At 70.8% G+C, this 21,429-nt stretch carries 24 protein-coding genes; 15 read left to right on the forward strand and 9 right to left on the reverse strand.

Annotated features, from left to right (window positions below):
- Positions 1-64 precede the first annotated feature (64 nt).
- Positions 65-1,522: an MFS transporter gene (locus ACFUK0_RS19595; protein WP_380251810.1), complete on the reverse strand. Its 1,458-nt coding sequence runs from the start codon at positions 1,520-1,522 to the stop codon at positions 65-67.
- Positions 1,523-1,685: 163 nt separating this feature from the next.
- Between ACFUK0_RS19595 and ACFUK0_RS19600 the strand changes: the two genes are divergently transcribed.
- Positions 1,686-2,333 (forward strand): TetR/AcrR family transcriptional regulator, encoded by a 648-nt coding sequence (locus ACFUK0_RS19600; RefSeq protein ID WP_380251892.1) that lies wholly within the window; start codon positions 1,686-1,688, stop codon positions 2,331-2,333.
- A 77-nt stretch (positions 2,334-2,410) separates the two neighbouring features.
- Here ACFUK0_RS19600 and ACFUK0_RS19605 read toward each other — a convergent pair whose 3' ends face one another.
- Entirely contained in the window at positions 2,411-2,779 is a 369-nt protein-coding gene (locus ACFUK0_RS19605; protein ID WP_380251812.1) for a transposase family protein, read from the reverse strand.
- A gap of 65 nt (positions 2,780-2,844) precedes the next feature.
- On the reverse strand, positions 2,845-3,297 hold the full coding sequence (locus ACFUK0_RS19610) for a DUF6069 family protein (protein WP_380251814.1): 453 nt from the start codon (positions 3,295-3,297) through the stop codon (positions 2,845-2,847).
- A 334-nt stretch (positions 3,298-3,631) separates the two neighbouring features.
- Between ACFUK0_RS19610 and ACFUK0_RS19615 the strand changes: the two genes are divergently transcribed.
- Complete coding sequence (locus ACFUK0_RS19615) at positions 3,632-4,051, forward strand: YciI family protein (RefSeq protein ID WP_380251816.1); 420 nt, start codon at positions 3,632-3,634, stop codon at positions 4,049-4,051.
- Positions 4,048-4,179: a hypothetical protein gene (locus ACFUK0_RS19620; RefSeq protein ID WP_380251818.1), complete on the forward strand. Its 132-nt coding sequence runs from the start codon at positions 4,048-4,050 to the stop codon at positions 4,177-4,179. The genes ACFUK0_RS19615 and ACFUK0_RS19620 overlap by 4 nt, the downstream gene beginning before the upstream one ends.
- Positions 4,180-4,977: 798 nt before the next feature.
- Here the strand turns inward: ACFUK0_RS19620 and ACFUK0_RS19625 are convergent.
- Positions 4,978-5,904, reverse strand: a complete 927-nt coding sequence (locus tag ACFUK0_RS19625) for a hypothetical protein (protein ID WP_380251820.1) — start codon at positions 5,902-5,904, stop codon at positions 4,978-4,980.
- Positions 5,905-6,519: 615 nt separating this feature from the next.
- Complete coding sequence (locus tag ACFUK0_RS19630) at positions 6,520-7,107, reverse strand: barstar family protein (protein ID WP_380251822.1); 588 nt, start codon at positions 7,105-7,107, stop codon at positions 6,520-6,522.
- Positions 7,108-7,632: 525 nt separating this feature from the next.
- Here ACFUK0_RS19630 and ACFUK0_RS19635 point away from each other — a divergent pair.
- Positions 7,633-8,229, forward strand: a complete 597-nt coding sequence (locus tag ACFUK0_RS19635) for an HD domain-containing protein (RefSeq protein WP_380251824.1) — start codon at positions 7,633-7,635, stop codon at positions 8,227-8,229.
- 169 nt (positions 8,230-8,398) lie between these two features.
- Entirely contained in the window at positions 8,399-9,058 is a 660-nt protein-coding gene (locus ACFUK0_RS19640; RefSeq protein ID WP_380251826.1) for a ferredoxin, read from the forward strand.
- Between the two features lie 95 nt (positions 9,059-9,153).
- On the opposite strand, the gene ACFUK0_RS19645 is transcribed toward ACFUK0_RS19640, so the two are convergent.
- The 3 genes from ACFUK0_RS19645 to ACFUK0_RS19655 form a co-directional block, all read right to left on the reverse strand.
- Positions 9,154-9,768 (reverse strand): SMI1/KNR4 family protein, encoded by a 615-nt coding sequence (locus tag ACFUK0_RS19645; RefSeq protein WP_380251828.1) that lies wholly within the window; start codon positions 9,766-9,768, stop codon positions 9,154-9,156.
- A 479-nt stretch (positions 9,769-10,247) separates the two neighbouring features.
- The gene (locus ACFUK0_RS19650; protein WP_380251830.1) at positions 10,248-11,042 is read right to left on the reverse strand and encodes a sulfotransferase family protein; all 795 of its coding nucleotides are present in this window, start codon (positions 11,040-11,042) and stop codon (positions 10,248-10,250) included.
- A 114-nt stretch (positions 11,043-11,156) separates the two neighbouring features.
- Positions 11,157-11,828, reverse strand: coding sequence for a LuxR C-terminal-related transcriptional regulator (locus ACFUK0_RS19655; RefSeq protein WP_380251832.1), 672 nt, complete (start codon positions 11,826-11,828; stop codon positions 11,157-11,159).
- A gap of 448 nt (positions 11,829-12,276) precedes the next feature.
- Here ACFUK0_RS19655 and ACFUK0_RS19660 point away from each other — a divergent pair, with 448 nt between their 5' ends.
- Together ACFUK0_RS19660 and ACFUK0_RS19665 are read left to right on the forward strand one after the other, a co-directional pair.
- Entirely contained in the window at positions 12,277-12,438 is a 162-nt protein-coding gene (locus ACFUK0_RS19660) for a hypothetical protein (protein ID WP_380251834.1), read from the forward strand.
- Between the two features lie 319 nt (positions 12,439-12,757).
- Positions 12,758-13,093 carry a group II intron maturase-specific domain-containing protein gene (locus tag ACFUK0_RS19665; RefSeq protein WP_380251894.1) on the forward strand — a complete coding sequence of 112 codons (336 nt, stop codon included), beginning with the start codon at positions 12,758-12,760 and terminating at the stop codon, positions 13,091-13,093.
- Positions 13,094-13,249: 156 nt separating this feature from the next.
- On the opposite strand, the gene ACFUK0_RS19670 is transcribed toward ACFUK0_RS19665, so the two are convergent.
- Positions 13,250-13,816, reverse strand: coding sequence for a hypothetical protein (locus ACFUK0_RS19670; protein ID WP_380251836.1), 567 nt, complete (start codon positions 13,814-13,816; stop codon positions 13,250-13,252).
- Positions 13,817-14,282: 466 nt separating this feature from the next.
- Here ACFUK0_RS19670 and ACFUK0_RS19675 point away from each other — a divergent pair, with 466 nt between their 5' ends.
- From ACFUK0_RS19675 to argC, 8 genes are all read left to right on the forward strand, one after another.
- Positions 14,283-14,915 (forward strand): hypothetical protein, encoded by a 633-nt coding sequence (locus ACFUK0_RS19675; RefSeq protein WP_380251838.1) that lies wholly within the window; start codon positions 14,283-14,285, stop codon positions 14,913-14,915.
- Positions 14,912-15,952, forward strand: coding sequence for a BtrH N-terminal domain-containing protein (locus ACFUK0_RS19680; RefSeq protein WP_380251840.1), 1,041 nt, complete (start codon positions 14,912-14,914; stop codon positions 15,950-15,952). The genes ACFUK0_RS19675 and ACFUK0_RS19680 overlap by 4 nt, the downstream gene beginning before the upstream one ends.
- Before the next feature lie 58 nt (positions 15,953-16,010).
- On the forward strand, positions 16,011-17,348 hold the full coding sequence (locus tag ACFUK0_RS19685; protein ID WP_380251842.1) for a DegT/DnrJ/EryC1/StrS family aminotransferase: 1,338 nt from the start codon (positions 16,011-16,013) through the stop codon (positions 17,346-17,348).
- Between the two features lie 62 nt (positions 17,349-17,410).
- Complete coding sequence (locus ACFUK0_RS19690; RefSeq protein ID WP_380251896.1) at positions 17,411-18,331, forward strand: transketolase; 921 nt, start codon at positions 17,411-17,413, stop codon at positions 18,329-18,331.
- Positions 18,328-19,275 (forward strand): transketolase family protein, encoded by a 948-nt coding sequence (locus ACFUK0_RS19695; protein WP_380251844.1) that lies wholly within the window; start codon positions 18,328-18,330, stop codon positions 19,273-19,275. The genes ACFUK0_RS19690 and ACFUK0_RS19695 overlap by 4 nt, the downstream gene beginning before the upstream one ends.
- A gap of 28 nt (positions 19,276-19,303) precedes the next feature.
- A complete protein-coding gene (locus ACFUK0_RS19700) occupies positions 19,304-19,468 on the forward strand; it encodes a lysine biosynthesis protein LysW (protein ID WP_380251846.1) in 165 nt (54 codons plus the stop codon).
- Complete coding sequence (locus ACFUK0_RS19705; RefSeq protein ID WP_380251848.1) at positions 19,465-20,325, forward strand: RimK family alpha-L-glutamate ligase; 861 nt, start codon at positions 19,465-19,467, stop codon at positions 20,323-20,325. The genes ACFUK0_RS19700 and ACFUK0_RS19705 overlap by 4 nt, the downstream gene beginning before the upstream one ends.
- Positions 20,322-21,350 carry an N-acetyl-gamma-glutamyl-phosphate reductase gene (gene argC / locus ACFUK0_RS19710; RefSeq protein WP_380251850.1) on the forward strand — a complete coding sequence of 343 codons (1,029 nt, stop codon included), beginning with the start codon at positions 20,322-20,324 and terminating at the stop codon, positions 21,348-21,350. Before ACFUK0_RS19705 ends, argC begins: the two co-directional genes overlap by 4 nt.
- The last annotated feature ends 79 nt before the right edge of the window (positions 21,351-21,429 follow it).

Here is a 21,429-nt window from a genome sequence, read left to right on the forward strand (position 1 = left end):
GCACCGGACCCCGTGCGGATCACGGTGGTCCGGTGCAGCGGCGACGACGTCCGGTCGGATCCGCTCAGGCCGCCTCCTCGGTGGCGTGGGAGTCGGTGAGCGAGAGGGCGCCGCCCGCTGTGACCAGGCCGACGACCAGGGCCAACACGGCGTAGGTGATGCGCTCGCCGTGGAAGAACGACGCCACGAGTTCGCCGCTCCAGGTGCCGACCGGCAGCTGGGTGGTGACCAGCGCGGCGATCAGGGTGCCGACCACGGCGGTACCGACGCTGCTTCCGACCTCCTGGGCGGTGTCGTTGAGTGCCGTGCCGATCGAGGTGCGGTTGCCCGGCATCGCCTCGACGAGCGCGATCGCGCAGATCGTCATGACGGTGCGCAGCCCGATGGTCATCACGACCATGCAGACGGCGATGGCGGCGTACCCGTGGTCGACGCCCCAGGCGAGGCCGGCCAGCGAGCCCGCCAGGCAGGCCGCGCCGACCAGGCAGGCGATGCGGTGGCCGAAGGTCTTCGCGAGCCACTCGGACAGGGGGGTTGCGGCGATCATGGTCACGATGATCGGGAGGTTCGCGAGGCCGGCCCGCACCGGGCTCCACCCGTAGGCGTACTGGAAGTGCAGGATCAGCCCGAACATCACGGCGGCCATCGCGATGGACGTCCCGATCTGCGCGACGGCGGCGCCTCGGACGGTGCCGTTGGAGAAGAGGCGAAGGTCCAGCATGGGCGATGCGCTGCGGCGCTCGTGGCGTATGAACGCGAAGCCCGCGGCAACGGCGCCGGCGACGGAGGCGAGGGTGATCGCGGAAAGCCAGCCGTGCTCGACGCCGCTGGTCAGCGAGTAGCAGGCGAGGCCGATGGTGGCGACGCTGAGCACGGCGCCCGGCAGGTCGAGCTTGTCGCGGGTCAGGTCCTCCGGCCGGTCGGCAGGGACGCCGAGACGGACGCCGATGGCCGCGATCAGGGCGATCGGGGCGTTGACGATCAGGAGCCACTGCCACTGCACGTGGGCGAGCGCGGTGCCGCCCAGCAGCGGGCCGAGGACGAAGCCGGACATGCCGACGACGATCATCAAGGTCATCGCGCGCATGCGCAGTGCCTGGTCGTCGAACAGCCGGAAGACCAGCGAGTTGGTGATGGGCGCCATCGCCGCGGCAGCGATGCCGAGGCCGGCCCGCAGGGTGATGAGCCCCCCTGCGGTGCTGACCGCGACGACGCCGAGGCTCAGCAGGCCGAACGCGGCGAGGCCGACCAGCAGGACGCGCCGGCGCCCGAGCCGGTCGGCCATCGATCCCGCCGTCAGCAGCAGGCCGCCGAACGTCAGCGAGTACGCGCCGGTGACCCACTGCAGCGCGGTCGTGCCACTGCCGAGGTCCCGCCCGATCGTGGGCAGCGCGATCGACAGCAGCGTGTTGTCGACCATCTCGACGAAGAAGGCCAGGCAGAGGGCGGCCATGGGGATCCAGGCCGCGCGCAGGGACGGGTAGGTGCGCGATGCGGTGGGCGCGGCGGTGCTCACGGTCATGGCGTTCCTCCTCTCGGTACGTCGCCGACTATCGAACGACGTTCTACTATAGAACGAGGTTCGATAACGGGGCAAGCTCTGTGATTTGATGGGACCCATGACACGCCCGCGACCACGGCCCGCCGACCGTCCCACCCGGGAACGCCGACGCGCTTCGCACTCCCTGGAGGCCGTCCTCACCGCGGCCGTGGCCCTGCTCGACGAGGCGGGCGCACCGGCACTGACCCTCCGCGCCCTGGCGACCCGGCTCGGCACCGGCGTCGGCAGCATCTACTGGTACGTCTCGGGCAAGGACGACCTGATCGACCGGGCCGTCGACCACGTGCTCGCGGGAGTGCTGGCCACCGTCGAGGGGCAGACGGGCGGCATCGACCCGATCGACGACCTGCGCGTGATGGCCGTCGCGCTCTTCGACGCCGTCGTGGACCGGCCGTGGCTGGGCGCGCAGTTCATGCGCAACATCGACATCCAGGGCAACACGCTGCGCCTCTACGAGGAGCTAGGGCAGCAGACGCTCCGGCTCGACCTCACACCACGACAGCGGTTCCACGCCGTGTCGGCGATCGTGAGCGTCGTGGTCGGCAACACCGCCGACATGGGGCAGGAGCCACCCCAGGAGGTGATCGACGGCACCGTGGACCGCGACACCTTCCTCGGCCGCTACGCCGAGACGTGGCGTGCCCTCGACGCCGAGGAGTTCCCGTTCGTGCACGACATCGTCGACGAGTTCGACGGGCATGACGACAGGGAGCAGTTCCTCGCCGCGCTGGAGCTGACCCTGGCAGGACTGCGGCTCCAGGCAGAAGCCTGATTCCGGCGCCGTCCGCTCTCCTCACGGCGGCGGCAGCCGGACCGGACCGAAGTCGGTGTCCCTCGAGCAGTGCGAAGTCACCCACGCCGAGCCCCCGCACACGGGGTGCGGCGGCCTCGGGCGGAGCGCGCGCGAGGCGGAGCAGGGGTGTCCTTCGCGACGTCGATTCCCAGTACGGCAGCAGGGCGGACTCCGGGCCTGGCCGCCACCGACAGTGCGATCGAGGTCGGCATCCGCCGCAGCAGCGGGGTGCGACGGGCATGTGGCGTCGTCAACCCGTCCGCCTGCTCCACGAACGTGACCGCGGGGCAGGTCTGGTTCTCCCATCGGAACCGACGCGCCGTCAACTCGATCGCCACCCGCGCTCCGCCGATCGCGGCACCGGCCGGCCGCCGCACGTACCGTCCGTGTACCCGGGCCGACACCTGACCGCAGCGTGAGCGCACCGCTGCGGCACACCGCTTGCGACAGACCCCGGCCAAGCGGTACCGGTGGCGGAATCATCGGCACACTAGCGGGCGTCCCCAAGGCGGCGGCCGACCAGCGGGACGATGACGGCGGCCGCGACGAGGTGAGCGACGACGAGTGTCACCTTGGTCGCCGTGGAGGTGGCCGCGGCCGTCAGCGGAGCGGCCAGGGACGCCAGCACGAGCACGCTCGTCACAACGGTGTAGACGCGAACCGGGCGGGACGAGCAGCGGTTGATCACCGCGGTGAGGCCGACGCCGAGGACGGTGACCATCGCGAGGGAGATGGCGAACGCTCCGGGGTGGAGCGGAACGACGCTGGAGGGCTCGCCACCGGGGTCGCCCACCGCCAGGTGCACGCCCGCGGCCCGGACGAGCGCGGCGAACGACTCGGTCGCCGCGGCGGCAAGGATCAGGGCGAGCAGGTTGGTGCGCAGCAACGCGAGGAACGGTACGCGCGCGGCGGGGGCGGTTGCGGTTGAGGTTGCGGTGGTCATCTCAGGCTCCATGGGCTCGGGGTTCGGCACCGCTATCGGTGCGTTCTCTCCAAGGCCGAACGGCGGCCGGCGGAATCGACACGCGGCCCGCGATCCCGGATCACGATCAGGCAACGAGGCCCGGGGGCGGTCCCACGGGGTCTCGTGCGTCAAGGGATCCCGTCCCCTGCACGATCGCGGGACGTCCCAGGACGTGCCAGGGCGTCCGCGCCGGGCAGAGAGTCCGACGAGGACGGAAGATTCGTCCGAGCGGCTGTCGATCCGCGGCCGGCTCGTTCGACCTTGAGGCGGAAGGGCCGGCGCACGGCCGGCGCAATAGCTCAGGAGGCAAGTGATGGCGAAGTACATGTTGATCATGCGGGGTTCGGACGAGTCGATGGCGAAGATGATGTCGACGCCGTTCGAGGAGATGCTGGAGACGGTGGGCCGGTTCAACGAGGAGATGATCCGGGCGGGCGTGCTCGTGGCCGCGGAGGGTCTGGACGACCCGTCCCAGAGCGTGGTCGTCGATTTCGGCGGTGAGGCACCGGTCGTCACCGACGGCCCCTACGGCGAGACGAAGGAGCTGTTCGGCGGCTTCTACCTGATCGACGTCGCCTCGAAGGAGGAGGCCGTGGAGTGGGCCAAGCGCGCCCCGGCGATCGCCGGCTCGAAGTGCGAGGTCCGACGCGTCCCCGGGATCGAGGAGTTCCCGCAGGACAACGAGTGGATCGTCAAGGAGCGGGCCTGGCGCGAGCGGACCGGCCGGCGGTGACAGCCGCGGCCGTCGACGGTCCGCCCGGCCCCGACGAGGCACGGACCGAACTGGAACTCTCCACCCGCCTGTGCCGCAACTCCCGCGAACATGCCGTACTGCTGCGCAAAGCCGCCGCCCTGGGGTGACACTGCCGGCCGGCGCAACCCCGCGCGGCATCGAAGACGTCGACGTTCTCCCCTAGCATCACCGTGCACCCCCGGGCAGGGATGCACGGTGATCGGACGCGGCCCGCACCTGGCACGGAGGTGGCGGACCGGTGGACACAACGCCAAGAAGGTGTCCACGCAGCGCCAACCCGACCGCACGGCCCTCTGACATCCTTTCCGCAAGGGCATCCCGGCAGGGCCGCTCCTCCCCCGCACCGGACCGGCCGGCGCGGCTTGACGCCTGTGCCGAGGAATTGAAGCGATGTCACAACGGCTACGGTCCTCGTTCCACGGCGAGACCTTCTCGTCACGCTCGATTCGCCCGATACCTACGATTTCGACACCTGGCCGGTCCGTGTGGGCCGCTCTCGAACGCGTGCGCGCGCGCATCTCTCCCGGAGCCGTGCAGACCCGTCAGGCCCGCATCACCTGCGGATGAACGCGGGAACCCATCGTGGAGCCGTGCACCGAACCGGTTACCGGACCAGTCCGGAGAGCGTGGAGGCGTGCCGTCGGACGCGGGCTCTTGCCGTGCGTCTGCTCGCGGACCTTGCGAAGAAGTACTGCCGCCGTCCCCGTGGTGGACCCGAAGTCCGTGGCGCCCGAGGGTCCCGCGACGGGCGTTCGGGAGTACCTCTCGGCGCAGGCCGAGCTGCTGGTCCACGTCCCGCGAGCGGGCCTGTCGACAGGAGGGCCAGGATCAAGAGGTGACCGGGCGGCAGTGGAGGTCGGTAGCCGCCGGCGACCGCGTCACCCGACTCCTCGGTCGGGCGGTGGTCATCGCGGGCGAAGGGGCCACTGGTGATGCCTACAGGCCGGCCCGGGCCAGGAGGTCTTCCGCCTGCTCGCTCGAGCGCGCTGCCGGAGCAGGCCGCTCGGCGGCGGGCGGGCAGTGGTGACGGCCGAAGCCGAGAAGCCACTGCTCGGCGGGGTCATCGCTCCGAAGCGTGGCTTCCAGGGCTTCCCGCAGGACAGGCGGAGTGTCGGGGCGGGCGGCAACGGTGCTACGGACGAGCACGTCCGCGTCCGCAGCCAGCAGGTCGCGCAAGGTCGTCGGCAGAGCGGGATGCCAGCCAGGGCCTGGCGGACGCCTGCATCCGGGTCTGCGGCCATGTCTGGCGTCGGCTCCGCGAACCGTATCGCGCCGGCGCGGGTGGCACTGTCGGCCAGTAGTGACGGCAGTAGATCCGACGGGGGCACGTAGGCATGGACAGCTGCCCCTCGGACCTCCGGATCCGGGTCGGTGAGCAACGTCCGCCGCACCGGCTCTGGCGCGTCACCCCAGTGCTGGACCAGAGAGCCGCGAACGCCAGGGTCCGGATCAGTGGCCAGCCCGGCGCGGATCACGGGATCCAGCCGGTCGTTCATCGCCAGGAACGAACGCACGGAGGGCTCGGGATCCCGCGACAGCCGCAGAAGGATGCCCGGAGGGTCGTCGGAGGCGTTGGCGGCCAGCGCCGCCCTGACCTCCGTCTGAGGATGCCCCGCCAGATACGCCCTCGTCACGGCCGGCAAGGACGAGTTCGCGGCGAGCGTGCGGGCCGAACCGAGGCCGATGATCTCCTCGATCAACTCCGGCGTCAGATCCCGCCGGAACAGGGCAACGTGACGGCGGGCACCCGAATGCCGGATCAGGCGGCTCAGAAGAACCTGCGAAACATCCTCCTGGGCGGCCAGCTCCAACAACTCCGTGTCCAAACTCATGACCCGAAGGCTAGACGAGAGAGCGGTCCCCGTCAGCCGAGCCGTGCTTCCCGACTTCAGTGACACAGGTCAGCACGGTCACGAAGTCGTCGACGGGTGCCGGGAGCGGGACGGGGGCGGGGGCGGGAAATGGGGCTGGCCAGGCGCGGCACGGAGGTACCGGGCCGGACACGGCCGGAACGAGCTACCAAGTCAGCTGGTCCAGGCACTTGATCAGGTTCAGTGCGGACTAGGCACCGAGGATCGGCACGACGACCGGAGCGACGGTCTTGATGATCTCGAGAAGCTGGTCGAGCCAGTTCATGGCCGTTGCGCCTTCCTTGCACGGAGAACCCCTGAGACTGCGGGCACTGACATGGTCAACCGCCCGGGTTCACCCCGCAGGGAAACAACAAAGACCACCAACGCGAACGGCGACCGTGATAACGCAGCCCGGGCGGAAGCAGCCGGAACGCCTCCTGGCACGCTGGCGACATGAACGGTTTCCAAGATCAAGAGCTGGTTGGTCCGCCCACCGCTGCGACCTCTCCCTCATGGAGCGTCAGGGCCACCGCAGGCCGTGCGCCGAGCTGGACGGCGACCCGCGCCGGACGACCGGCAACGACATCGTCGAACTCATCCGGCGGCTTCAGGCACTGACGTTGGATCCCCACCGGGCCAGTCAACGTCGGTCAGAGTGGCGAGCAGGCGGCCGTCCGAGAGCTCCACCGCCACGTCCGTGCCGCGGGCTGCCGCCTCCGTGAAGGCAACGGGTGCAGTGTGGTCCAGGAGGAAGACGAAGTGCTGGGCTGTACGCCGGCGCCACGCATCGAGCTCGCCGTCGCCATCCAGGCGGAGGTTGGAGTTCCAGGCCGCCTGGGCGAGAACCGATACGAACAGCCCCAGGAAGTCCGAGTTCAGCAGGTCGTCCGCGTGCTCGATCAGAATGGCGAGGTCCTGGTTCCCGTGGCCGGGACCGTGCCAGTCGTGGAGGCAGTCCACGAGCGCGTCCCAGTTGTGGCCGAAGTAGCCGAGGAACGCCAGCTCCCGGGCGAAGGTGCGGAAGACGGACGCCGGATCCCGCATTTCCCGACCGTCCAGCCGCAGGACCAGACCGTTCCGTTGCACAAGCGCAGCCGTTTCCGACGCCAGCCACGGATCGACCGGGGAGGTGAACACGACCCATGGAGAGCGGCGTTCAGTCAGAGTGGGCTTCGTCATCATGGGCGAGATCCTTGCACGGCACTTGCTCAGAGCCCGAGTGATTTACGGAGGGCAGATCGCTCTCAACGAACATCGTCCGCCCAGGTCAGCAGGCCACCGACGACCATCTTCAATGAGAACGGACAGCTGGACACGGTCGCGATGCCGAACACCGATTGCTGCGCGGCGCCACGCACCCGCCGGACCTTCGAAAGCAGAGACCTCGACGTCCTGACCGTGCACCGGGCTCACTGCCCGGTCTGGTCGGCCCGCTGACCCCTGCCACTGCCCGAGCCCTGCGTGGCTCTGCTTGACGCCGAGGAGTAGGAGAGGTTCGACGACTCCTAACGACCGGATCGCGAGCACCTTGTCGCTGGTGGCCGCATCAGGTCCGGTCGCGGATCTCCTGCTGCACTTCAGTGACGGTCGCACTTGGTTCAGGTGGAGTGACGAACCGTTCGAATTGACCTGATTCTGCCGTGTCCTGGGGAATTACGGGACCATTCACACCGATGTCTCCCGGCTCACGTTCAGTACTGTGGCGCCGTGACGACCTCTCACGTCCTTCGGCGAGCCCTCCACGACACCGTTGACCCACCTCTCTGCCCGCTACCGGTCCGAGCAGCGGAGCTCCTGGAAAGCCTGGACGCCCCGCCACGCCTCGCGGCCCACCTGCGAGCCGTGCACGACGTCGCGCGCCAACTCGTGGACTGGGCAGGTCAACACCACCCGGCGCTGGACATCGACCGTGAGGCAGTACTCTTCGGGGCAGCCACGCATGACGTGGGCAAGACCGTGTACCCCACCGAACTGTCTGCGGCTGGCTCGGCACACGAGGAAGCCGGGCGCGCGCTCCTTTTGGCCCGCGGCGTCAGTCTGCGGCTCGCCCGCTTCGCCGGCACCCACGCGTCGTGGACCGCACCCGACATCACAGTCGAAGACCTCCTGGTGAGCCTGGCCGACAAGATCTGGAAGAACAAGCGTGTCCAAGAGCTGGAAGATCTCGTGGTGACACAGCTTGCCGTGGCGAGCGGCCGATCGGCCTGGGAGGAGTTCATGGTGCTCGACGACCTGCTCGGGCGCATCGGTGACGGCGCCGACGAACGACTGGCCTTTCAGGCGTCATACCCGTTGCATGGCTGAACTTCGGACGGTCCACCCAGGGACGGCCCGAGACGCTCCACCATGACCCGCGACGAACTCCAGCACGCGCCGGCGAGCACTGCCCGCAGGTACCGTCCCAGCCTGTTGCTCCTGGCCTGACGTTCGGTGGGCACTGGCGCCGGCAGGTCCGGGGGTAGGGTCGGCGTTCATGTGGAGATGGCTGAACGGTGTGGTGGACCGGTCTTGCGAGGCGTTCGGCCGGTGGCTCGGTGTCGAGGAGGCGTACGAGGGCTCCTCGGAGTGGACGGGGCCGTTGCGGCAGCCCTTCCCCGAGAACGGGCCGTGGGACGATCTGGCTTACTGGAATCCGCTGCCCACCGCCCGCGACCTCATCGCCGACATCGGTGTGGCGACCTGGAATCAGCGCAGCCGCCTCAATGTGCCCGGGCCGTTCTTCGCAGGAGAGACCGACTGTGGCGTCGGTGCATCAGTTCCCGCGCACATCCTCTTCAGTGAGGACCACAGCGAGTTCGTGTACCGCCAGCCCCGCAGCCCGAGGGAGGTCGACGACTTCCTTGAGGCCCCGTACGGGGAACCGCTGGCCGGCTACGCATGGAACGGCGACGAGCACTGGACGCCCGAGCTCGTGCGGGCCTGGTGGCGGGAGCGGGACGGGGTACGGGAGTGGATCCTGGCCGAGATCGCCGACCGGAAGGACAGCTACAACGACGAGGACACGCTGCGCCAGTACCTGGCGGACCTGGACGGCGGCGCACTTGCATGCTACCTGCGCGGCTACCTCTTCTGGTTGACCGAAAGGCGGGAGCCCGCGTTCAGTGAGGAACTCCCCGTCCTGGAGGAGGCGTAGCGGCGATCGCTTCCGCTGGGCCAGGGACCACGCGGCGGCCGTCCCTCCACACGGGGATCGTCATACGGGTGACGAAGCCTGAGGTAGCCAGACGGTCAGAAGCCTTCGGGGTACGTGCTCGGCTGTCCCGTGGCCGGGTCGAGGCCGGCCTGCCACCGGCTCTCCTGCACCTGCCAGTGAACGAAGCTCGCCGCTGGGTTCACCCATAGCGGGCGCCCGATACTGAGCGGCCATCGCTCCCAGGCCGTCGAATCCTCACCCAGTAGTCGAGAGAGGAACTCGGTCATGCCGAACGGATAGACCATGAACATCGGTCGGGTGTGACGGCCGATGACCAGCACCGGCCAACAGTCGGGATCCTCAGCTGTTGTCAGCCAGCACAACAGGTCGGGACCGGACGTCACCCCCCACGGCAGGATGTGGTCCGGGTCGACATCCAGGTCGCTCAGGCGACCCTCCATCGCCCACGCGTGGCGCGCGTCTGCCGTGACCTCCGCCATCGACGCGACCAGGGAGCTACCAACCGGCGCGGGGGCAAGGATGTCCATCTCGTCGCTGACCGAGCCGCTGCCGAATACCGCCATGAAGGCCCGATAGTCCTCAGGGAAGTCAGCACCCCAGCTCACCCGGGCAGCCGCCCAGTCCACGCGCTCGTCGGCACCGTTCTCCGGCGACAAGATCTGGCTGAGTCGCTCGATGCCAAGGTGCACAACGTTGCCCTTCGTCTCGTTCCGGCGACAACCTAGCCGAGACGAAGAATACCCATCGGCTCACTCGGATCTTGAGTGGACGTCAAACGGCAAGGCTCGGGGCCCGTCACACGCCAGCGGAGGCCGTTGGTCAGCGTGATCTGAGCTGTGTATCCGCGCTGCAGCCGCACCGGCACCGCACGGCGGAGGACATGGACGCCAGCGGCTTTCCACCGCGAACGAACATAGCCCTCCGCCGGAGAAACGGGAGACAGCATCGCAGCTCCGCGGCGGACCGGCCGACGTGCCTTTCATCCGCCAGGCGGGACCATGCACAGCCACGATAGGAAGCGCCACTGCTCGAATCCTCGATGTGCCGGGTGCCTCCCGGAATAGGACTCGAACCTCGAACCACGGTCACCTCGCGGGCGGCCTACTTCGCTTGAAACGGCGGGAGGCTGCAAACGGAGCGTCACACGCCACCGCGCCGGCCCCCGACCCTACTCAGGCGATGTGAGGACCATCCGCTCGGCGAGCAGCCGCTGGTAGTGAGGCAGGTGGAACTCGACGAACCCGGCAACCCTCGGATCCTGCGAACCGGCCGTCGCCTTCGGAGAGCCGCCGCCACTCCGCCCCGGCTCCGGCGCCGCGGCCTCGTCCGAAGCGCGGGACACGAAGCCCGTGGTCTGGCTGGTCGAGGCGTGCCAGCGTGCCGTGCGCTGCCACTCCTCCCGCATGCCGGACTCCCAGTGCAGCGCCTCGGGCAGGAACGGGATCCCGACCAGCCCGCAATAGACGCGGACGGTCTCCTCCGGGTGGGCCAGCAGGTCGTCGGAGTCGATGACCGGCGGGGTGGCGCCGACCGCCGCGCGGACCGCGTCGAAGATCTCGGTCAGGCGGGAGAAGCCGACCTCGTCCCGGGTCAGGTTCGGGTTGAGGGCGAGGTGCGAGGTGATGGCCTCGGCCGGGTGGCGGATGATGAAGGTGTGGGCGGCCTCGCGCAGGAAGGACTCGTCGGCGAGCAGCCCAGGGTAGTGGAAGTCGGTCGTGTCCTTGAAGAACACCGGTCCGTCCTGTGCCAGCTCGCGCAGCGCCGCGATGAGCTCGGCCTCGCTGTGCACCTTGCGGTCGCCGACCTCGGCCTCGCCGAAGTCGAGCAGGTGTGAGAAGGGCTCGTGGACAGTGGTGTGGTCGCCGCGCTCGGCCATCATGCGGGCGAACGCGGTGGAGCGACTGCGCGGCGCGCCCCAGAGCGCCAGGATCCGGGGGCCGGGGCGGTCGGTCTCGGTGGCCATCAGAGGTCCATCCTCGGGTCGGGCGAGTGGGCGGCGGGTGCATGGCGGGTATGGGCGGTGCTGTTCGGCTGTGGTGGAACGGGTCGGCCGGTGGTGGAACGGGTCGGCCGGCGGTCAGGCGCGTTGCAGTTGGACCAGTCCGGACCGGTAGGCGAAGGAGACGAGTTGCGCGCGGTCGCGTACTTCGAGCTTGCAGCGCAGCCGGTACAGGTGGGTGCGGGCCGTGGCGATGCCGATGGCCAGGTGGGCCGCGACCTCCTCGGCCGACATGCCCAGGGCGATGAGCAGCAGCACCTCACGCTCGCGCGGGGTCAGCTCCTCCACCGCCGGCTGGAGCAGCCGGTCGGCCACCGGCTCCTGGCGGCGGAACCAGTCGACGAGCCACCGCGTGACGGGGGGCGCCAGGGTGATCTGGTCGCGGCCGGCCGCGCGGACCGCTGCCACCAGGTCCTCGCGCGCCGCCGACTGAAACAACAGGCCGCTGACTCCGGTGCGCAGGACGTTGTCGAGCAGTTCGTCCTCATCGTCCGGGATGAGGACGACGAACCGGGGCTGGGGCTCGAGCGCCTCGGTGCCGAGGCGGCGTATGAGTTCGAGACCGGATAAGCCCTGGAGATGCGGGCCGGTCAGGATGACGTCGGGACGGAGCCGGCGCTCCAGCACCATCGCATGGATGCCACTGTCCGTAGTGCCCACGACCGACAGGTCGGGCTCGGCCTCGAGGATCGCTTGCAGGCCGTCCTGGATGATCGGTGTTTCGTTGCAGACCAGGACTCGTAAAGGCATGCTGGCACTCCGGGTCGTGGGTTTCGGTGGCGGCAGACGTCGTCCGTGTTCGCTTGAGCAGTCGACGGGTCAGGGCCTCGGCGTTTGATAATTTGAGTGGTGTGCCCCGTTTGGCGCTGGATGCTTTCGGTCGGGTTCGGCTCGAGGTGGCAAGAGAGCGCGGCTTCTGATGATCTTCAGGTACTTAAGCCGAAGGATCGTCTCAGGAGCCGCGCTGGTGCCCACATCATTGCCGATCAGTCTGCCCTTGACTAGCCTTGACCTTTCATGAATTCGATCAGTTTTCGTTGGATTCGATCTCTCATGACATTTAGACCGTGCTGGTGAACCGGTCTGCAGCTCGATGATCAGCGCCTTTCGGGTGGTTGCGGTGTCGGGGTGGCCGGCTGCGGGCGGGCAGCGGAGGGTTCGTCTGGTTGCGGAGGTACGGGGGCCGCCGGCGATCGCGTTGTCGGAGGTCCGGGAGGCGCGGGCCCGGGAGGTCCTGGAGTCCTGGCCGGAGATGCTGCGGAAGGCCGAGGCGCAGGCGGAGGCGGCCCGGCACCGGCACCGGCACCGGCACCGGCTGGAGCATGCGCGGATCGCCCGCGTGGCGGTGGCTCTCATGTGAACCGAAGGGCCTTCTGCAGGCTGGTAGATGACGAAGCGTCACCCTCGCGTGGCCGGGGTGGCCGGGGCGGTGCCGACAGGCCCGGCGCTGCGGGAGGGCTACGATCCACGGCCGCCGCCCTGACAGTCGGGGCTGGGGACCGATCCGCTGTGCGGGGCCTACCGGCAGGTCTTCGAGACGGTGCCGGCCGCGTCAGGACCGCTGACGGTGCGGGAGCTGACCCGGACGCTGGGGCGGGACGCGGCGCGGTTGAACAAGGTGAACAAGGTGAAGACGGTAAAGGAGGTGAAGAAGGTGGAGAAGGTGCGTCATCGTGCCTATGCGCCGGCACGGGAAATTGTTCCCGCCGTTCGATCCGGCGATCAGCAGGGAGGCCCTGACCGGGATCGGGCAGGAGATGCGCTCCTGGAGCCTGCACCGGCGGTGCGGCTTTTCCCTCAGCGAGCTTGCCCGACGGATCAATCCGGTGGTGGCTGGTTGGCTCAAATACTACGGCCGGTTCCGGCCGTGGGAACTACACTCCTTCCTCATGCGCATCAATGCCCACCTGGTGCGCATGATCCGTACGAAGCACAGACGGCTCGCGGGTAAGCGGAAGGCGCTGGCAAAGCTGCGGGAGATCGCGAAGTGGTACCCACGCAGGGAACCCTATTGATCTGAGATCGGAGCGGCCGGGGCCGTGCAACGGCCGGTATCGAGTCCCTGGGCGGGGCCCATTCCGCATCCGTCATGTCGGACGGGTGGTGCGGCGCACGCCGTCCTGCCGCGATTGCTGGAGCAGTGGTCACGACCTGTGGATGCCCTGTTGTGATCACGGTTCTCGGTGGCCTGGGTCGATCTTGATGCCGTAGTCGTCCAGCCAGGAGATCAGGTCGGCACGGTGCGCCCGGACGAGTCGTCCACCGGTGAAGCGCGGGTCGTCAGTCACCTCGGCGACGATGTCCCCGGGCGGCTCGAAGGCGTACATGTCCTCGTCCGTGGTGAACTCGGCCTCGGCCAGGACCAGGCCGTGCAGGGGTGCGTTGAAGACGTCGATGCCCAGGGGCGGGATGCTCAGGCGCGTCTTGGTCAGCACGGCGGCGGGCAGTACGGCGAACACGGCGTACTCGGCCTCGGAGAGGTAGGTGTTCGTGATCGTGCCCTGCACGGGGCCCGGCCGGTCGGCGGGCACCTTCTGGGTGAGCTTGAACTCCGGGTGGACAGGGGCAGGCCGGTCCACCCGACGCAGACGCATCCGGGTCCCCGTCAGGTAGCGGTCGGTGATCCGCCGTACTTCCCGTGCCTGCGACATCTCCGGGGCAACTGCCAGCAGGAATCGCCGTTCCCGCTCCACCAGTGCGTACTTTCCCGCGCGGTCGGCGGGTGCGGCCCCTTTCACGCTGCCACCGCCTGGGCGGACTCGACCGGCTCGAACACCGTCGCCGGCCCGGCACCGCGGGACCCGGTGCCCTCGATGACCCTGGTGCCCTTGGTGACCTCGGTCCAAAGCCGCACGGCCCGGGCTGCGTTCCCCCGTGGACGCGAGGTTCCGGTGGTGCCGGGCATCACCGATGCCACCGGCACTGCGGGTGAGTGTCCGACTCGGGTCCGCGGGTGTGAGATCAGGACATTGGAGGTGACGATCGCCCCCATTGTGCCGTCCGGGATGCCTCCGGAACCACAGGATTGCACCATGGGGCCGATGATGCCAGGTGGGGTACCGACGCTCCGGTAAGCGCTGGAATTACCCCGGCGTGCAGCAACTCAACGTGATGCGTGCCGACTTCACGTGTCGCGCGGACGTGCCCGCCGGGGCCTGCCGGTTAGCGTCGGAGCCGACGGACGGACCCCTGCCGGAGGACAGATTGAGCATCCTTTACGCGACGGTTCCCGGCGGCGTCCAGGCGGCGGCGCGGGCCCGCCATCCACTGGCTTTCACCGTGGTTGACATCGAGGCGCAGCTGGACAGCCGGGCGATCTCACCGGCCTCGCAGACCGGCGCCGGACGCTTCAACGTCTGGGGGAACTCCTTCCCGGCCGAGCACCTGCCCGAGCCCGGCTCGACGGTCGAGGTCGACGGCGTGCCCTTCGCCTTCGCCCCGCCCGGGGCCGACGGCGACAACCTGCGCTGCGCCGGCCAGTTCGTGCCGGTGCCGGCCGGGCGCTACGACTGGATCCACCTGCTGGCCGCCGCCGAGCGTCGCGCCGAGGACCACGTGGCCGTGCACTTCGCCGACGGCTCGGTGGACTTCGAGCCACTGCGGATCTCGGACTTCTGGTCCGGCGCGCACCCGGTCTTCGGCGACGTGCCGGCGTTCAGCACGCCCGTCATGCACTACCCGCACCACGTGCAGGCGAAGGTGTCGGCCCTGATGTGGGCGCAGCGGGTGCCGGTCACCCGCCGCACGCCGATGGTCGGCCTCGGCTTCCCGCGCAACCTCGCGGTGCACGTGTTCGCGGTCAGCTTGCAGGTCTCGTCGACGGGGGGAGGGTCGTGACGGTGTCGGACAGCGGGCCGTTGATGCTCGGCGGCCCGATCGAGCTGTGGTACCGGGACGTGGTCAGCTGCCTGCAGAGCACGCTGGCGACGGTCCTGCTGAACGCCGGGCACGATCCGCTGCCGGTGCTGGGCGCGCACTGGGAGTTCCTCTTCCAGCCGGGCACGATCCGCTCGGAGGAGTTCTACTTCCCCTGCCGCCACGAGGGCGACCCGGCGCACAGCATCGCGCCGGCGCATCCGCTGACGTCGCGCTGGCTGCGTCCGGCCGCGGCCGACGACCCGTTCGCCGAGATCCGCGACGAGCTCGCCGCCGGGCGCCCGGTCATCGCCGCCGTCGACAACTTCCATCTGCCCTTCCGTCCCGCGTTCGGCGACGTGCACGCCGCGCACCTGATCGTGGTCACCGGCCTGGACGAGGAGCGCGGGCTGATCCGTGTCTCCGACGCCCAGCCGCCGGCGTTCGCCGGGACGATCGAGATCTCCGCGTTCCTGAACGCCTGGAGCTCGGCCAACCCGCACGACGTCCAGGACGCCTTCTTCAGCGACTCGGTGATCGACCGCCGGCTGCTCGCGGTGCGCCTGGGCGACGACTTCCCCAAACCGGACGCGGAGTTCCTCGCGGCGGCGATCGACGACAACCTGCGCCTGTTCGCCGCCGAGCACGACCCTGCGGGGCTGGGCGGCCTGGCCGGGGTGCGGGCGTTCACCGAGGGCCTGGTGGACGGCGCGGCGGCCGGCGACGCCTCGGTGCTGCGCGACGCCTACCCGTTCGGCTGGGGCATGCAGGCCCAGGCCGCGCTGCACGGGGAGTTCCTGCGGGGCTGGGGCGCCGAGCACGACGTCCCGGCCCTGCGCGAGGCCGCGCGGCGGGTCGAGGCGGTGGCACACGCCTGGACCGGGGTGCGGGTCACCTCGGCGCACGGCCGCGACACCCCGGCCGCGGTGGCCGCCGATCTGGCGCGGCACGCCATGGACCTGCGTCAGAGCTATGAGATCGCGGTCGACTGCCTCCACCACGCCCGGGGGCAGCTGTGACCGGCCGGCGTCCCGGGCACGACCCGGCGGCGCCGCCGCCCATTGATGAGGAGCCAGCGTGACCCAGGCCAGCGTCGGCCGGAAGGCCGACGGAACCGCCGCCAACCGCGGCGGCCGGCTCGCGGCGCTCGGCGGCGACCCCGCCGTGCCCCGCGACCTGCGCAGCCAGCCGTGGCCGGTGGTGACCGACGAGGACCGGGCGGCGGTGCTGCACGTCCTGGACAGCGGCCGCCTCGTCTCGGACACCGACGGCGCCACCGCCGTCAGCGACCTCGAACAGGAGTGGGCCCGGCGCTGCGGCGTGGCGCACTGCGTCGGGGTGTCCAACGGGACCACGGCGCTCTCGCTCGCCCTGGCCGCCCTCGGGATCGGCCCCGGCGACGAGGTGATCGTGCCCTCGCTCAGCTTCATCGCCAGCGGCCTGGCGCCGCTGCACCAGATGGCCGTCCCGGTGTTCGCCGACATCGACCCGGTGACGTTCTGCCTGGACCCGGCGGCGGTGGCCGCCGCGATCACCCCGCGCACCGCGGCGATCCTGCCGGTCCACCTGCACGGCCACCCGGCCGACATGGACGCCCTGGGCGCACTGGCCGCCAAGCACGGCCTGGCCGTGCTCGAGGACGCCGCGCAGGCACACGGCGCCACCCACCGCGGCCGCCCGGTCGGCTCACTGGGCAACGCCGGGGCGTTCAGCCTTCAGGTCACCAAGAACCTGCCGACCTGCGGCGAGGGCGGCCTGATCACCACCGACGACGACGAGCTGGTCCGCAAGATCCGGATGGGCCGGCAGTTCGGGGAGGTCATCGAGGCCGGCAAGGACCGCGACTACATCTCCTACCAGCTGGGCTGGAACCACAAGCTCAACGCGGTGCAGGCCGGCTTCACACTGTCCCAGCTGGACCGCTTCGACGGCTACGACGCCGCGCGCCAGCGCAACGTCGCGGCGTTCCTGGAGCGCCTGGCCGGGCTGCCCGGCCTGGTGGTGCCGACGGTGGCGCCGGAGATGTCGCACGCCTGGCACATCCTGCGCTTCCGCTTCGACCCGGCGGCGGCCGGCCTGGACGGAGTCACGGCCCCTGGCATGCGCGCCGCGCTGCACCGGCTGCTGCGCGCCGAGGGCGTGCCGGTGTCCCGGTACCAGCTGATGCCGCTGCCGGAGCAGAAGGTGTTCCACGCCCGCGAGGGGTTCGGCAAGGGCTACCCGTGGACCGCGGCGGCCACCGAGCCCAGGACCGAGCACCCGGTGGCCGCCGCGGTCATCGCCGACTCGCTCACCCTGCAGAAGCGGCATCTGAACCCTGAGTCGGGCGAGGCGCTCCAGCGCTACGCCGACGGCTTCGAGAAGGTCTGGCGCCACCTGGACACGGTGGCCGCCCTGGCCAAGGCGGCCAAGTGACCGCCGTGACCGCCGTGACGGCCGCGAACGCCGCGATCTCCGAGCGCCCGGCTCCGGCCGGCGTGCTCGCCGGGACGACGGCGCGCGCCGCCGCGATCCGGCGGCACATCGTCGACATGTGCGCGAACCCCGAGGGCGGCCACATCGGCGGTTCGATGTCCTGCGCCGACATCCTCGCGGTGCTGTACTTCTCGGTCCTCCGGGTGGACCCGCGGGCGCCGTCCGACCCGGACCGCGACAGGTTCGTGCTCAGCAAGGGCCACGCCGCGATCGCGCTGTACGCGACGCTGGCCGAGCGCGGCTACCTGCCGGTGGAGGAGCTAGCGACGTACGCGCGGATCGGTGGCCGGCTGATGTCCCACCCGGTGCGCGCCGTGCCCGGCGTCGAGATGCCCACCGGCTCGCTGGGCCACGGCCTGCCGCTGGCGCTGGGCTTCGCACTGTCGGGCCGGCTGGCCGGACACGACCGGCGCGCCTTCGTCGTGCTCGGCGACGGCGAGCTGCAGGAGGGCTCGAACTGGGAGGCGGCCTCGACCGCCTCGGCCCAGCGCGCCGACCGCCTGGTGGCGATCGTCGACCGCAACGGCTTCCAGCTCGGCGGCAGCACGGAGGACATCGCCTCGCTGGAGCCGCTGGCCGACCGCTGGCGGGCGTTCGGCTGGGCGGTGCGCGAGGTGGACGGGCACGACCACGCCGCTCTGCACGAGGCGCTGTCGAGCGCGCCGTGGGAGGCCGGCCGGCCCAGCGTCGTGATCGCGCGCACGGTCAAGGGGCAGGGCGTCCCGATGATGGCCGGCCGGGTGTCGAGCCACTACGCGACGCTCAGCCCCCGCCTGCACGTCAGGGTGATGCGCTCGCTGGAGTCCGCTCTGGAGAAGGCTCCGGCGGTGTCGGGCGAATCGTCGGACGACCGGTCGGACGATCCGTCCACGAAGGCGCCGACGGAAGCAGCAGTGGAAGCCCCGGGAGGAGACGCGTCATGAGAGCCGAGGGCGCCGTCGCCACCCGCACCGTCTACCGCGACCTGCTGACCGCGCTCATGGTCGCCGACCCGGCGACGGTGTGCCTGGACTCCGACACCGGCCTGTTCGACGCGGTCGACTTCGGCGCGGCCAAGGACCGCTACCTGAACGTCGGCATCGCCGAGCACACGATGATGGGCGTGGCCGCGGCGCTGGCCGCCGACGGCTGGCGGCCGTACGTGACCACGATGGCCGCGTTCGCCGGCTCCCGGGCGATCGAGGCGGTGAAGGTCGACATCGCGTACAACGCGCTGCCGGTCCGCATCGTCGCCACGCACAGCGGCGTGTCGGCCGGCCCCCTGGGCCCGACGCACCATGCGCTGGAGGACCTGGCGGTGATGCGCGCGCTGCCGAACATGACGGTGCTCGTCCCCGCCGACGCCTCGGCGACCGAGGCGCTGTTCGGCCAGAGCGCGGAGCTGCCCGGCCCGGTCTACCTGCGTCTGGGCCGCAAGCCCACGCCGGACCTGTCGGACCGGATCGGCGCGCCGGTCGTCGGCCGCGCGCAGCACCTGCGTGAGGGCACCGACGTGCTGATCGCGGCCTGCGGGCCGCTGCCCTGCCTGGCCGCCCTGGAGGCGGCGGACCTGCTGGCCGCCGACGGCATCTCGGCCGGCGTGCTCGTCTACCAGACCCTCAAGCCCTTCGACGCCCGGACCCTGCTGGCGGCGGCCGAGCCGGTGCGCCTGGTGGCGACCGTCGAAGAACACTGGCTGACCGGCGGCCTGGGCTCGGCCACCGCCGAGGCACTCGCCGAAGGCGGGCCCAAGCGCATGCTGCGCGTCGGGCTGCCGGACAGCTTCATGTCCGTCGTGGGCGGCCAGGAGGCCATCCTCGACGCGCACGGCGTCACCGGGCCGGCCGTGGCCGGCCGGATCCGTGCCGCATGCCGACCCACCACCTGATGAGAAGAGCGGAAGGAAGACCGACATCATGCTGAGCTGCCCGGAGTGCGAAGGCGCGGTGAAGCTCGCGGACAACGCGCGGGTCAACGAGATCGTCGAATGCGGCGAGTGCCGGGTCGAGCTGGAGATCCTCTCCCTCGAACCGGCCCTGCTGGGCCTGGCGCCGGAGATCGAAGAGGACTGGGGCGAGTGAGCGCCGACCAGCGCGTCGCGGTCCTGGCCTCCCGGATCCGCGCCGACGAGAAGCGGATCCTGGCCGAACTGGACCGCCGGTCGATCGGGTACGACGTGGTCGACACCAGGACCCTGACCTCCTACCTGGACTCGCCGCGCCCGCCGTGGGCTGCGGTGCTGGTGCGCGAGATCGGCCAGGTGCGCGCGGTCTACGCCGCGCGCACCCTGGAGTCGCTCGGCACGGTGACGGTCAACGGCGCCACCGCGATCGAGGTGTGCGGGGACAAGTGGCGGACGTCGCTCGCACTGCGCGAGGCCGGGCTGCCGACCCCGCGCACCGGGCTCGCACTGACCACCGACGCCGCCGCGGAGATGCTGGACGGCCTGGGCTACCCGGCGGTGATCAAGCCGCTGGTCGGCTCCTGGGGCCGGCTGGTGTCGCGGGTCGGCGACCCCGGGACGGCGCAGATGGTGCTGGAGCACGTCGAGGCCCTGCCCGGGCCGCAGTCGCACGTGGTCTACGCGCAGGAGTGGATCCCGAACCCCGGGCGCGACATCCGCGCGATCGTGGTCGGCGGCGAGCTGGTCGGCGCGGTGTACCGCAGCGGCGACGACTGGCGCTCCAACGTGGCCCGCGGGGCGACGACCGTGTTCTGCGACGCCACGGAGGAACTGGCCAAGCTCGCGGTGCAGGCGGCGGCCTGCGTGGACGCCGACGTGGCCGGGGTGGACCTGATCGAGGACCCCGCCGGACGCCTGCTGGTGCTGGAGGTCAACCACGGCGTGGAGTTCTCCGGCTTCCAGCGTGCCGCCGGCGATAGGGTCGACGTGGCCGCGCGGATCGTGGACCACCTGCTCGCGAGGGCGGAGCGGTGATCCGGGTGTCGGTGCTGGGCGCCTCCGGGTACGTCGGCGGCGAGGCGCTGCGCCTGCTGCTGGGCCACCCGGAGACCGAGCTCGTCGGCGCGACGTCGAGCCGGCGGGCCGGCAGACGCGTGGACGGGACGCACCCGAACCTGCGCGGGCTGACCGACCTGACGTTCGTCGAGCCGGACGCCGTCCCCGAGTGCGACGCGGTGTTCCTGGCCACGCCGCACAAACAGACCATGGCCCTGGTGCCCGGTCTGCTGGGGAAGACCAAGCAGGTCATCGACCTGTCGGCGGACTTCCGGCTGCGCGACACCGGCGTGTACCAGCGGTACTACGGCCTGGAGCATCAGGCCCCGGACCTGCTGGACGCGTTCGTGCCCGGGTTCCCGGAGTTCCACCGGGAGGAGCTGCGCACGGCCGATCTGATCAGCGTGCCGGGCTGCATGGCCGCGGCCGCCGTCCTCGCGCTGCGGCCGGTGGCCGAAGCCGGCCTGCTGGCCGAGGGCGAGCCGGTGGACGTCGACGGCCGCACCGGCTCCAGCGGGTCGGGAGCCTCGGCCGGGCCGGAGAACCTGCACGCGCAGCGCAGCGGGGTGATGCGGGTGTTCGCCCCGACCGGGCACCGGCACGAGGCCGAGATCGCGCAGGCGATCGGACGTCCGGCGCGGATGACCGCGACCGGCGTGGAGGCGGTGCGCGGCGTGCAGACGCTGTGCAAGGTGCGCCTGGCCGACGGGGTGGACGAGTCGGCGCTGCGCCGGGCCTACCGACGGGCCTACGCCGCCGAGCCGTTCGTCCGGATCGTGGCGGCCAAGCGCGGCGCGTACCGGCTTCCGGAGCCGAAGATCCTGAGCGGCTCGAACTTCTGCGACGTGGGGTTCGCGGTCGGCGACGACGGCCGCGCGCTGCTCGTCGGCGCGCTGGACAACCTGGTCAAGGGCAGCGCGGGCAACGGGGTGCAGTGCCTCAACATCCGGTACGGCTGGCCGGAGACCACCGGCCTGGAGTTCCCGGGGCTGCATCCCTGCTAGTGCGCCGGCACACGTACGCACACGCTGGTGCGGGCAACCCCGCCGGGCCGCCGTGTCCATGGCCCTCCTTCAGGAGCTG

The sequence above is a fragment of the Kitasatospora sp. NPDC057223 genome, from assembly GCF_042669755.1.
In the GTDB taxonomy this organism is placed as follows: domain Bacteria; phylum Actinomycetota; class Actinomycetes; order Streptomycetales; family Streptomycetaceae; genus Kitasatospora.

What these genes read in the sequence shown, in the direction of transcription:
- ACFUK0_RS19650 (WP_380251830.1), bottom strand. Translation starts at nt 11,042, where the DNA reads ATGGCCACCGAGACCGACCGCCCCGGCCCCCGGATCCTGGCGCTCTGG.
- ACFUK0_RS19625 (WP_380251820.1), bottom strand. Translation starts at nt 5,904, where the DNA reads ATGAGTTTGGACACGGAGTTGTTGGAGCTGGCCGCCCAGGAGGATGTT.
- ACFUK0_RS19610 (WP_380251814.1), bottom strand. Translation starts at nt 3,297, where the DNA reads ATGACCACCGCAACCTCAACCGCAACCGCCCCCGCCGCGCGCGTACCG.
- ACFUK0_RS19595 (WP_380251810.1), bottom strand. Translation starts at nt 1,522, where the DNA reads ATGACCGTGAGCACCGCCGCGCCCACCGCATCGCGCACCTACCCGTCC.
- ACFUK0_RS19665 (WP_380251894.1), top strand. Translation starts at nt 12,758, where the DNA reads ATGCGCCGGCACGGGAAATTGTTCCCGCCGTTCGATCCGGCGATCAGC.
- ACFUK0_RS19700 (WP_380251846.1), top strand. Translation starts at nt 19,304, where the DNA reads ATGCTGAGCTGCCCGGAGTGCGAAGGCGCGGTGAAGCTCGCGGACAAC.
- ACFUK0_RS19695 (WP_380251844.1), top strand. Translation starts at nt 18,328, where the DNA reads ATGAGAGCCGAGGGCGCCGTCGCCACCCGCACCGTCTACCGCGACCTG.
- ACFUK0_RS19630 (WP_380251822.1), bottom strand. Translation starts at nt 7,107, where the DNA reads ATGATGACGAAGCCCACTCTGACTGAACGCCGCTCTCCATGGGTCGTG.
- ACFUK0_RS19640 (WP_380251826.1), top strand. Translation starts at nt 8,399, where the DNA reads ATGTGGAGATGGCTGAACGGTGTGGTGGACCGGTCTTGCGAGGCGTTC.
- ACFUK0_RS19655 (WP_380251832.1), bottom strand. Translation starts at nt 11,828, where the DNA reads ATGCCTTTACGAGTCCTGGTCTGCAACGAAACACCGATCATCCAGGAC.
- ACFUK0_RS19615 (WP_380251816.1), top strand. Translation starts at nt 3,632, where the DNA reads ATGGCGAAGTACATGTTGATCATGCGGGGTTCGGACGAGTCGATGGCG.